Consider the following 11,239-nt stretch of genomic DNA (forward strand, 5'->3'; position numbering starts at 1 on the left):
GCCTGAAATTGCGGGCGTGGTCGATGCGGCGAAAGTTGGTGGCGGGAAGGCTGGCGCTCTGTGGCGCCCCCCTCTGTCCTGCCGGACATCTCCCCCACGAGGGGGGAGATTGGCAGTTCGGGCGCCGGCTCTCCTCTTGCGACATTGGAGATTGGCGAAAGCCGAAGCGACATCCAATCTCCCCACCTGTGGGGGAGATGTCCGGCAGGACAGAGGGGGCGCGAAGGATCGCGGCTCTGACAAGGCAAAGCACGTGGTTGACCCGACTGCCCATCTGGCCGATAGCACGGCTAGAATGCCCCGAGAAACCGATGACCTCAGACACCAACCTCCAAGATGCGCCCGCCGCCGACACCTCCTGGCAGGCGGACGTCCGCGCCGGTGTTCGCCACGTCCGCGATCTCGCCTCCCTGCCGCTGTCGCCAGCCGAGCGTGCGGCGGCGCAAGCCGCGGCGGCAAACCACAAGGTACGCGTTCCCAAAGCCTATCTCGACCTGATCGACTGGAACGATCCCGCTGACCCGATCCGGGCGCAAGTCATCCCGTCGCCCGACGAATTGATGGAGCAGGACGGCGAGCTCGACGATCCGATCGCCGACCATGAATTCAGCCCGGTGCCGCGGCTGACGCATCGCCATGCCGATCGGGTGCTGTTGTTCCCGACCTATCAATGCGCGGTCTATTGCCGGTTCTGCTTCCGCAAGGAATCGCTGACCGCGATCGGCAGGGGTTATACGCGCGAGGCGCTGGAGCCGGCGCTGGCCTATATCGCCGACCACCCCGAAATCCGCGAGGTGATCCTGACCGGCGGCGATCCGCTATCCCTGCCTGACAAGGCGCTGGCCGAAATCTTCGCGCGCATCGAGGCGATCCCGCATGTGCGGCTGTTGCGCATCCACACGCGCGTGCCGGTGGCACTGCCATCGCGCATTACGCCAGGGCTGGTTGCCGCCCTGCAGGGCCGGCTGATGGTCACAATCGTCACCCATTTCAACCACGCGCGTGAGATCACGCCCGCGACCGAGACAGCCTGCCGGACGATGCGCCACGCGGGTTTCGTGCTGCTCAACCAGAGCGTTCTGCTCAAGGGCGTCAACGACAGTGTCGAGGTGCTGGAGGAACTCTGCCGCGAGCTGATGTACCGCCTCGGCGTCAAACCCTATTACCTGCACCACGGCGACCTCGCGCGCGGCATGGCGCACCGGCGCACCACGATTGCGCAGGGCCAGGCGCTGGCCGCGGCATTGCGCGCCCGGCTGTCGGGCATCTGCAACCCCGTCTATGTGCTCGACCTGCCGGAAGGCGGGGGGAAAGTGCCGATCGGGCCTTGTTATGTCGAGGGGCGGGACGGGGAGAACTGGCGGTTGCGTGGGCTCGATGGCGAGGTGAGGGGGTACACGGAGGTGGTTGGCGAGTAGGGCGCTAACGCGTCTCGACAAACGCCAGCACCACCACACGCGGGGCAACACAGTATGCGAGGCTGACCTTGCGGCCCGTCTTCGTCGTCGCATGGCCTGCGTTCAGGTCGACGGCGATGTCCTCATAGCCCAGCACCTCGCGATCGAGCGGATAGACGGCCTTGTAGACGGCTTCCTTGGCGGCGAAGAGGATGCGACCGGCAAGGTGCCGGTCGGCTGTGCCCGTCCGGTCCGCTGGGGTTGCAACGAGCGCGAAGATGTCGTGCGGGAGTGGCTGCGCGGGCTCGACGTCGATGCCCAGCGAGACGATATGGCCAATGGGCGCAACCGCCGCCACGGCCATATCGTAGTCATGGGCGAGCGAACCGATTATCCCGTCGGGCCAGGCGGGTGCGCCGGAGGGCGTGCGCAGGAGGGCGAAATCGTTGAAGCCGATATCCGCCAGCAGCCCATGCGCGATCCAGCGCGCCGCGCCGCTGGCCCGCCGCGTGGCCGGCTGACGCGCAGGAATCGAACGCGCTTCCTCAGGCAGCAGATGGGCTTCATCGCCTTCGCGGATCATCCGGCATCCGATCCGGACATTCGCGGGCGCTATGGCGATCATCGCCTGCTGTAGGAATGTCTGCGCCAGCGCGATTTCGGGAGAGGGCGTCACGGATCGTGCGTCCGTGCGGCGAGGACCAGATCGGCGATCATCTCTCCGTCCTCGTCGAGCCCTTCTTCGACGAAACCGGCGCTGCGATAGAGGTTTCGCGCCGCGTCATTCTCCGGTTCGTAGCAGATCGAAACGCGGCTGACGTGGCCGAGTCCCTGGATTTCGTCCAGCACTTCGCGCAGCGCGGCCTTGCCGTAGTCTCTACCTTGAGAGGCGCGGTCGATCATGAAGCGGTAGATGCGCGCCTCGTCGTCATCCCGTGGCGCTTCGTACATCAGGAAACCGACGATACGATCCCCGGCCATTATGACGCGCGGCCGTGCGTCTTCGTCAGTTTCGGCTTCTTCCAGGGAGTCCGCATTGCTGGCGACGAAATCCATCTGCTCCGGAGCGAGTTCCAGGGCCGCGACCAGGGCCCGGTTGGCCTCGGTCACGGCAACGAGACGGATGTCTGCGGTCTTCAAGCCGAATACCTTCTTCAAGCCGATACCTTGGAGCCATCGTCGGTGATCGGCTCGACGAAGCGATGCAGCTTGGCCGGGTTGCCGCGCCAAATGGAATTGGGCTCCAGCTCCTCGCCCTTTATCACGAAGGAGTCGACATCGACCACCGAGCCTTCACCCATGACAACGCCGTAATGGACAAAGGCGGAGGGTCCGAGCGTGCAGCCTTTGCCGATGCGGATGAAGTCGGACTTGAACGCGCCTTCCTCCAGCGAATGGGCCTGGATGACGCAGCCCTCGTTGAGCGTGACGTCGTCGCCGATCTCCACCAGGGAGCGTTCGGTCAGGTTGCTGCCGCCGTCATAGACACGGCTGCCGACCTTGACGCCCAGCAGGCGCAGGATCATCGGCCGGAACGGCGTGCCGGCGAATAGGCGCACGATCGGCGAATCCGCGAGCTTCCAGTGGCGTTCGTGGCGCCAGAATGCGACGTCGTAGATCGTCGTCATCTGTGGCTCCAGCCTGCCAAAACCAAGGCTTGCCCGCTCGACCAGGATGTAGAACGGAATGGTGATCGCCGAGGTCAAAAGCACGGCGACGAAGAGCGCAACCTCGGCCCATTCGGTATAGTAGTTCAGCGCCCGGTCCCAGATCGCCAGCGTGGCAAACAGCATGACCCACTGTGTTGCCACGAACAGAAGGATCGTCACCATGTTGTGGCGGTTCTTCAGCGGGATGCGCTGGCGCCGGTCCGCCTCGTCGATGCCGGCGATAAGCTCTTTGTCGCGGTTCACCATGCGCGGGATTTCAAAGGCGGGCGAACCCAAGAGCCCGACATTCTCGCGCAACGGCCCGTCGATGGGGATCATCACCTTGGTGCCGAGCAGCACATTGTCGCCCGTGCGTCCGTCCGGCGGATAGTAGATGTTGTTGCCGAGATAGTTGCGCTCGCCGATGCGCGTCGGCTCGAGCCTGAACGCCGAGGCGGACTTGTGCATGTTGATCATGAACAGCCCGTCCGACACCATGGTCTCGGTGCCGATCTCGCACAGAAGCGGGTTTTCGTGCTGCTGGTTGCTGCCAAAATTGGAACCGGTCTGCACCACCTTGTTGAGGTTCCAGCCGATGGCGCTGATATAGTGCACGATTGCCGAGCTGTCGCCGAACAGGAGGCCGAGCACGCGGGAGTTGCTGGTGAATTCGGCGACGGTCTGCAGCCAGTAGCGGAAGCCGTAGAGCGTGTAGGTGCGGCCTGGCTTCAGGATCAGGTTTGTCAGGCGCGGCACCAGCGTCGCCGCCAGAAAAGCCACGGCGATGTAGCCGAAGAGTGTGACCGTGGTACCGATCGCGACAATGCCGATCGTCTCCTGATAGTCGTCGCCGACATTTTCCCAATAGCTGTGGAACAGCAGCGGCAAAGGGGTGACGATGGCAAACAGGCCGATCAGCTGAACCGCTTCGAAGAGGAAGCGCCGGATGTTGGAAGGATCGACATTGCGCACCTTGCAATAGTCCGCCGTGGTCGGCACGGCCGGCGATCCATGCCAGCGCTCGCCGTCCGGTATGCTTTGCCCGCGGTGCAGCGAGGATGAGTGGCCGAGCTGGGCGCCGTCGCCGATCCTGGTGTCGATGTCGAGCGTGGAGCCGACGCCCACGAAAGCATCGCGGCCGATGGTCAGCGGCCCGGTGTGGATGTAGCCGGACTGGGCCCTGAAGCCGAGGATCATCGATTCCTTGCGCAGGATGGTGTTGGCGCCGATGGAAATGAGATCGGTGCAGACGGGTACGGATTTCGATTCGATGACGGCGTTCTTGCCGAGTTTGGTGCCGAGAAGCTGCAGATAGAAGCTGTAGAGCGGGCTGCCGCGGAACAGCACGACGGGTGCGGTGCGGATCAATGTCTTGACGACCCAAAAGCGGAAGTAGCGCACGCCCCAGATGGGAAACGCCTCCGCCTTCCAGCGGCCGATGAGCACCCATTTGGCGATGACGGCAAAGCCCGACATGCCGAAGAACACGGCGGCCGAAAGCGCCACGCAGCGCAGGTACAGCTGCAGCGGGTCGTCGAGCGCGTCATACATCCAGTTGAGGCCGTCATTGACCGCCCACAGGGCGACATAGCTGTAGAGTCCGTAGAACATGAGCTGTGCCGCACCGCAGGTCCAGTAGGCAAAGTTCGATGCCCGGCGGGTGAGGACAAGTTCATTGGTGGCCGTGGTCATCTCCTCCGCCACGCCCAGATGGAGCGCCAGGCGCGCCACGGTTGGATGGAGATAGATGTCGCGCATCGACGCCGTGGCCCATTCCTTCCTGGTGCGCACGCGCGCGCAGAAATGCGCCATCAGCAGCGAGTTGGCGCCGAGATCGTCGAAGAAATTGTCCTCGACGGACACCTCGTCGAATTTCAGCACGGTCGCCAGTGCTTCGGCCAGGAAACGCTCGTCGTCATTGCCGGGCGCCACCATCGCGCGATCGGCCGAAAGCCGCACACTTGTCGGCTTCGGCAACTGGCGCAGGTCCACCTTGTTGGAGACCGTCATCGGGATGACAGGCAGTTCCTCCAGGTAGGAGGGCACCATGTAATCCGGCAGGCGCCGCTTCATCGTCTGGGCGAGATCCGCGCGGGAAATCGCCGGCTGGCCGGCCTTGGGCGCGTAATAGGCAACGAGTTCGACGCGGCCGGGCTCGATCTCCCAGGTGGTGACGGCAGCCTGCGCGATCTCGGGCTGGTCGAGCAGCACCGCCTCGATCTCGCCGAGCTCGATACGGTAGCCGCGGATCTTCACCTGGGTGTCGATGCGCCCGGCATACTCGATCTCGCCAGTGTCGTTGATCCGGCCAAGGTCGCCCGTCCGGTAGATGCGCTTCGACGGGTTGTTCGGCAGGCCGACGAAATCGGCGATGAATTTCTGTTCGGTAAGGTCCGGCCTGTTGAGATAGCCGACCGCGAGCCCGATGCCCGCGATGCCGATCTCGCCCAGTTCGCCGGGCTCCGCAAGTTGCGGCAGCGAAGCGTCGAGAATGACGATGGAGTAGGTCGGCAGCGGCGCGCCTATGGTGACGGGGCCGTCCGGCGTCAGCACACCCATGGTGGCGGTGACGGTCGCCTCGGTCGGGCCATAGGTGTTGAGGATCTGCCGCCCCGGCTTCGACCAGCGCACCACCAGATTGTGCGGGCAGGCCTCGCCGCCGACCAGCAGCGTGCGCAGGCTGGGCACATCCGATGTCATCGACGACAGAAGCGTCGGGCTGCAGGCCATGCAGGTGATGTGATGGTGGCGCAGGAAATCAGCCAGTTCCTCGCCCACCAGGGGCATCTGGCCCGGCGCCGGCACCACCGTCGCGCCGGCGACGAACGGCACCCAGATCTCTTCGGAGGAAAAGTCGAAGGCGATGGTCATGCCCTGATAGACACGATCGCCCGGCCGGTAGCCGTAGGAGGCGGCGGCGACCCGGATGAAGTTGACGAAGCTCTGGTGCTTGATGACGACGCCCTTGGGCTTACCTGTCGTGCCCGAGGTGTAGAGGATGTAGCAGGTGTCGTCCGAGGTCCTGGCATGCGGCTTCAGCGGCGAGCTGGACTGTTTGGAGATATCGGCGGCGGCGCTGTCGATCAGCAAATGCGGAACCGGCAGTTGATCGGCGCGCGACGCGTAGGCGGCGATGGTGACGATCAGGCTCACGCCGGCGTCTTCGATGATGAGCGTCATCCGCTCCTGCGGAAACGCGGTGGCCAGCGGCACGAAGGCAGCACCCGCCTTCATCACCGCCAGAACCGCAACATAGGTCTCCGCCGAGCGATCGAGGATGAGCCCGACGCGGTCGCCCGGCCGCACGCCGCGCTTGACCAGCAGGCGGGCAAACTGGTTGGCACGGCTGTCCAGCTCCTGATAGGTCCAGACACGCCCGTCGGAGATCACCGCCGGCAAGGCGGCGAATGTCTGCGCGAGCTGTTCGAACACCCTGTCGAGCCGCTCACCGGGCAGGCCTTGCCGGGCAAAGTCGGCGCCCGTCAGGATTTGCCCGCGCGCGACCGTTGCGGGGGTCGTTTTTACCGGTGTATCGACACCCGCCAGGCCGCTTTCCAGCCCCGATCGTTCCGCGTCCAGTTCGGCGATATCGACACCGTGATCCATTTCCATACTTTCTCGTCCAGGCCGGGCATCGCCCGGCACGGCCATTTTTCCAGCTGTTTGCGGGAGGCTTATGCCATCCGATCTTTTCGCCAGTTTTTCCGAACTGTTGAATATTGTTTCTGGAGTGTGTCTGGGCGCTCTTTTGAGCCTCCCTTGGCGGCTCTTGCGGCGCGCGTTGGGCGGGAGTGCTGGCGCGTGCGCCCGAGCGTTTTTCTGGAACCAGCCTTGGGACTCCGCATTCTATTAGCAGGGACTCAAGGAGCGTGACGTGAGAGCGGTGTTGGGACTGGTCTGCGGCTTCGTGCTGACCCTTGCCGTCTTCGGCAGCGGGCTGGGATTCGCCGCCTGGCTGCTTGCCGCAAAGTCACCGCGCCCGGCATCTGCCACCGTCAGCGTGGCGGAACTGTGGACCAAAAAAGCGCGGCCGGTGAACAAGGCGGACCAGAGCCTCGAGCGTCTGCCGGCCGAACAGTCCGCACCGCTCGACATCCCCGCCAAGCCGCAGCCGCAGGAAGCCAAACCCGATCCCACCATGACTGGCGCCGTCGCGCCCGACGCGGCCGAACTGCCGCCTCCGCATCTCGCCTGGTGCGCCAGCCGCTACCGTTCCTACCGGGCCGACGACAACAGCTACATGTCCTATAGCGGGCAGCAACGCCCCTGCATCTCACCCTATCTCGACGTCGCCGACCGCGCCGTCCAGCCAGGCGAGGACTATGGCGGCGAAAACGGCCCCGGATTGGGTGTCTACGCAGCCGACGGCGCCGAGCTTTCCGCCGACCATGTCGACTATTGCTTCAGCCGCTACCGCTCCTACCGCCCGGAAGACAACAGCTACCAGCCATACTCCGGCGGACCGAGACGGCAATGCCAGTAGGGGTGGCCAGTAGGCGCGGCCAGCAGGGTGGCGAGCCTGCGCGCCGAAGGGCTGGCTCCCATCACGCAGATTTTTTGGATCGTTCGGATTGGCACTACGTTTATCCCTGACCCAAGGAGGACCTGACATGGACCACGACCGGAACGACAGGATTCGTGAGCGCGCATACCAGATCTGGGAACGAGAAGGCAGGATGCAGGGCGATCCCGAGCGGCACTGGCACCAGGCCGAGGCCGAGATCGACAGCGAGGCAGCGCTGCCGCTGACGGCAGGCGATGCGCAAACCGGCGAGATCGCCAGTTCCGACGTGCTGGAAGTCGAGGCGCTGGCGGTGCGCACCGGCATATCGGGCGACGAAGCACAGGAACTGATCGACAGGCTGGGCCACGACCGCGCGGCGGTGGAACAAGCCGCGCGCAGCCTGAGCGCCAAAAGGCGGCGAAGCCCTGAGGAGGGACAAGCGAAATGATCCGGAAACTCAAGGACGGAAAATACCGGCTCTATTCACGCAAGAAGGACGAAAAGACCGGGAAAAGGCGGAACCTGGGCACGTTTGACACGCGCGAGGCGGCGGAGAAGCATGAGAAGGAGGTGCAATATTTCAAGCGGCATTGAGGGCGCCGCTGTTCGCAGGACAGGCAAGCCGCAGGCCTGGTGGCAACCCTCTACTGCAGCGTCCGTGCACTCTGCCAAAGCCAGATTGCGAGCGAGCCGGATCGCCCACGGATCTGTGTTTCCACAGGTCCTTTCAAGGTACCGGATAGGAACAACGCGCAGGCGCGGCCGGCGACATCAAGCATTTTGTCACTCACAGCGACTTCGGCATTCTGGTCGGCTGCGATCTCCATCAAGCGACTGGCAACGTTGACTGTGTCACCTATGGCCGCGATGTGCTGACGGCCTTCGCTGCCGAGTCGGGAGGCTACGATTGTTCCGTGGTGGGCTCCAATCTTGAAGCCGAGCCGGGATGCGGTCGATGCAGGCAATGTGGCGAGCCAATCGTTGGTGCGGCTGGAGAGCGCCACACAACAGCGGGCGGCATTGAAAGCATCATTCGGCGCTGGTTCCGGCAAACCGAACAGGATCATGGCTCCGTCACCCATGAAACTCGTGACGACGCCACCGCAGCTCGTCACTTCTTCGCCGACCAACGCATGAAAGCCGTTCAGGAGTTCGCGTGTGGCGACCGGTCCCAAGGATTCACTCAGTCCCGTGAAGCCGGACAGATCGATGAACAGGATGGCGGCATCTCCCCGGACGGGCTCCGAGAGGAAGTCGCCATGCTTGGCCAGCCACTCCCCCATGCCTGGGGCTTCAACGCGTTGAAGCAATTGGCTCTGCGTTGCGAAAAATTGGGCCCGGCGCCTGCCCAGCCAAAGCTGCGCGGCCCCGAACAGGATGACCGGCGGAACGGCGGCGGTTATCGGCAACGCGGCGCTCAGCCAGATGTGGTGCGAGAAAGCGGCCATGTTGACCACCAACCAGAGCAAGACCACGCCGGCGATCGCCGTGAGGCCGGCGACGTTTCGCCGCCAAGCCAACAGTCCGACAAGAATCATTGGCAGCACCACTGCAAAGCCGGCATCCGCAAGCCGAACATGCTGGTCTCGCACTGTTCCGTCGCCGGCCATCAGATGAGCAATCGCCGTCGATATGACTTCGACGCCCGGGAGTATGGGATCGAACGGTGTCGGGAAAACATCGCCGGTGCCGGTTGCCGTTGCTCCGATCACAACAATTCGATCCCGGATCGTGCCGGGATCGAATTGGCCGTCCAGCACGGTCGCCGCGCTGATCGTTCGGATCGTGCCGCGGGGACCATAGAATGTCAGGGGCAGGATGTGACCAATGTCCGTCCGAATAGACCGTCCGCTTAGGGATAGATGATCGGCTGCGATTTCTGGATCCTCTCCTGCTGCCATGGCGGCAACACGCAAGGGGAAAGACGCTTCCAGCCGATCTCCGGCCCGAAACAGCAACGGCACGAAGCGGGGCGTTCCCGTCTTGTCGGTGGCCACGTTGACGACGCCGACAGCAGCGACATCCGAGAACGCTTTCAGGGGCCACAGGAACCGCTCGGCATTCGGCACGCCGGCGATGGGTCCTTCGCCCACCGTCCATTGTTTGCCTCCGGGGTAGACCGCCGCGGCTGCGATTACGCTTGCACCCCCGCTCAGCGAGCGCGCGAGCGCGTCATCATTGTCTTTCGCCCCGGGATCGACCAGCAGCAGGTCGAGCGCAATGGCTTTCGGTCCAAGCCGCGCTATCGTATCGATAAGCCGGGCAAGCGTGGCGCGGTTGAGGGGATATGTGCCCTCGTGCCGCACCGCGTCGTCGTCTATCGCGACAATGGTGATCAGCTCCGGTGGCTTTGCCGTTCCTCGAACAAGCGTTCGAAGATCGGTCATCGTTGCTTCGACGCGATCGAGAAACCACAGATGACCGCGCCAGTGCGCGAAGCCCAGGCCGGCGCCCCAAACACCCGCCAGGACGAGCGCGATCAGCGTCGGAAGCGCTCGCCTGCTCACAGCAACTCACTGGCCGAAACGGGCCAGCAATGCGGAAACACGCTTGGCGGGCCAGCGCTTGACGGTCAGGGGTCCTGTTCCGGCCTCGACGTCGACGCCTTCGCCCGGCGACAGCACCACGCCGGCACTGGACGCCGGCCGGTTTACGGCGACGCGACCCCTGAGGACGAAAACAGACGTCTTGCCCTGGCCGACATCGACTGCCCATTTGGTACCTCGCGTCGCGGCGATCGCCTGCGGCGTGACAACCGCGAAGCCGCCCGGGACAGAGCCGGCTGGAGCATCGAGCAGCAGCGCCTTGCGCCGCAACCTGACCGCATCTGCATTGCCGTTTCGATCGCGGTCCACCAGCGTAAAACGAGCGCCACCTTCCACAATGATGGCAATGCCTTGCCGACATTTCAGAATCTGTCGGGATGTGCCGGCCACAGGCTTGAACGTACACCCTGCGTCCTGCGCCAGGGCGGCATCCACGCAGAAGACACCGGCAAACAGGCCAGCCACCAGGCTACGGAAAAATCGGTCCCTTGTGCTCATCACCGCCCCCTTGCTCTCGCGAAAATTTGCGGCCAAGAAAATCTGCTGCCGTCAGCCTGTGCTTGCCAACCGGCACTTGCAGCCGCTTTGCGCAGAGGCGGCAGGGTGCCGACCGGCGATCTTAGCACGACTACCTGCTCCAACACCAAACAAGGCCGCGGCCGCAATGCGAATGTCGACGAAATTCAGGCGGCGACCTTTACTGCCAATGATACGGTCGAGGTGCTGGGGGACCGGCAATGACCGACCACACCTCAGCTCAAAAACCCTGGACCATGGCGACCTCGTGCGGCATGCCGCACCCTGCCGAAGGCCAACGCCGCCGCCTTCCGATAGGAATTTATTCTTGACACCGTGAGGGCAGCTATGCTACATATTCGTCTATGGTATCGATCTGCGCCCGCTCGCAAATACCGCACCCCGCACCCCGCACCCCGCACCCTCCCGACAAGGAACCGATCGGCGGGGGAGAGGAAAGGCGCGAGATTTGCCAATCTTGGCGCCTTCCTCTCCCCTCCGGTGGCGCCGCGAAGCGGCGACGGGGGGGGGGGATGCGGTTGGGCAACGCGCCGGCGCCAGACAGGCACAACCCGGGGAGGAGGGAATGGCAGGGGAGCGGCGGTGAGGGGGAATACTTGGGTCGAT

General features: G+C 64.1%; 9 protein-coding genes. 4 read left to right on the forward strand and 5 right to left on the reverse strand.

Going from position 1 to position 11,239, the window contains the following annotated elements; genetic code table 11:
- Positions 1 to 311 precede the first annotated feature (311 nt).
- The gene (locus tag NKI38_RS25330; RefSeq protein WP_352662193.1) at positions 312 to 1,418 is read left to right on the forward strand and encodes a KamA family radical SAM protein; all 1,107 of its coding nucleotides are present in this window, start codon (positions 312 to 314) and stop codon (positions 1,416 to 1,418) included.
- Positions 1,419 to 1,422: 4 nt separating this feature from the next.
- Here the strand turns inward: NKI38_RS25330 and NKI38_RS25335 are convergent, their stop codons facing one another.
- Genes NKI38_RS25335 through NKI38_RS25345 form a run of 3 tightly spaced genes read right to left on the reverse strand, consistent with a single transcriptional unit; the run spans position 1,423 to position 6,658 of the window.
- Positions 1,423 to 2,073 carry a 4'-phosphopantetheinyl transferase family protein gene (locus NKI38_RS25335; protein ID WP_352662196.1) on the reverse strand — a complete coding sequence of 217 codons (651 nt, stop codon included), beginning with the start codon at positions 2,071 to 2,073 and terminating at the stop codon, positions 1,423 to 1,425.
- Positions 2,070 to 2,537 (reverse strand): GNAT family N-acetyltransferase, encoded by a 468-nt coding sequence (locus NKI38_RS25340; protein WP_352662199.1) that lies wholly within the window; start codon positions 2,535 to 2,537, stop codon positions 2,070 to 2,072. Before NKI38_RS25340 ends, NKI38_RS25335 begins: the two co-directional genes overlap by 4 nt.
- A 14-nt stretch (positions 2,538 to 2,551) precedes the next feature.
- A complete protein-coding gene (locus NKI38_RS25345) occupies positions 2,552 to 6,658 on the reverse strand; it encodes a Pls/PosA family non-ribosomal peptide synthetase (protein ID WP_352662202.1) in 4,107 nt (1,368 codons plus the stop codon).
- Positions 6,659 to 6,920: 262 nt separating this feature from the next.
- On the opposite strand from NKI38_RS25345, the gene NKI38_RS25350 reads away from it, so the two are divergent.
- The 3 genes from NKI38_RS25350 to NKI38_RS25360 all read left to right on the forward strand — a co-directional run bounded on the left by NKI38_RS25350 (position 6,921) and on the right by NKI38_RS25360 (position 8,144).
- Entirely contained in the window at positions 6,921 to 7,529 is a 609-nt protein-coding gene (locus tag NKI38_RS25350; protein WP_352662204.1) for a BA14K family protein, read from the forward strand.
- Positions 7,530 to 7,656: 127 nt separating this feature from the next.
- Entirely contained in the window at positions 7,657 to 7,998 is a 342-nt protein-coding gene (locus tag NKI38_RS25355; protein ID WP_352662207.1) for a DUF2934 domain-containing protein, read from the forward strand.
- Positions 7,995 to 8,144, forward strand: coding sequence for a hypothetical protein (locus tag NKI38_RS25360; RefSeq protein WP_010910556.1), 150 nt, complete (start codon positions 7,995 to 7,997; stop codon positions 8,142 to 8,144). Before NKI38_RS25355 ends, NKI38_RS25360 begins: the two co-directional genes overlap by 4 nt.
- Before the next feature lie 50 nt (positions 8,145 to 8,194).
- On the opposite strand, the gene NKI38_RS25365 is transcribed toward NKI38_RS25360, so the two are convergent.
- Together NKI38_RS25365 and NKI38_RS25370 are read right to left on the reverse strand one after the other, a co-directional pair.
- Positions 8,195 to 10,057, reverse strand: coding sequence for a CHASE2 domain-containing protein (locus tag NKI38_RS25365; RefSeq protein WP_352662210.1), 1,863 nt, complete (start codon positions 10,055 to 10,057; stop codon positions 8,195 to 8,197).
- A gap of 6 nt (positions 10,058 to 10,063) precedes the next feature.
- Positions 10,064 to 10,594, reverse strand: coding sequence for a FecR domain-containing protein (locus tag NKI38_RS25370; protein ID WP_352662213.1), 531 nt, complete (start codon positions 10,592 to 10,594; stop codon positions 10,064 to 10,066).
- Between the last annotated feature and the right edge of the window lie 645 nt (positions 10,595 to 11,239).

Source organism: Mesorhizobium sp. M0621 (assembly GCF_040320745.1).
Taxonomy (GTDB): Bacteria; Pseudomonadota; Alphaproteobacteria; order Rhizobiales; family Rhizobiaceae; genus Mesorhizobium.

Coding starts and splice junctions, on each gene's coding strand:
- NKI38_RS25370 (WP_352662213.1), bottom strand. CDS start 10,594: ATGAGCACAAGGGACCGATTTTTCCGTAGCCTGGTGGCTGGCCTGTTT.
- NKI38_RS25355 (WP_352662207.1), top strand. CDS start 7,657: ATGGACCACGACCGGAACGACAGGATTCGTGAGCGCGCATACCAGATC.
- NKI38_RS25330 (WP_352662193.1), top strand. CDS start 312: ATGACCTCAGACACCAACCTCCAAGATGCGCCCGCCGCCGACACCTCC.
- NKI38_RS25345 (WP_352662202.1), bottom strand. CDS start 6,658: ATGGAAATGGATCACGGTGTCGATATCGCCGAACTGGACGCGGAACGA.
- NKI38_RS25360 (WP_010910556.1), top strand. CDS start 7,995: ATGATCCGGAAACTCAAGGACGGAAAATACCGGCTCTATTCACGCAAG.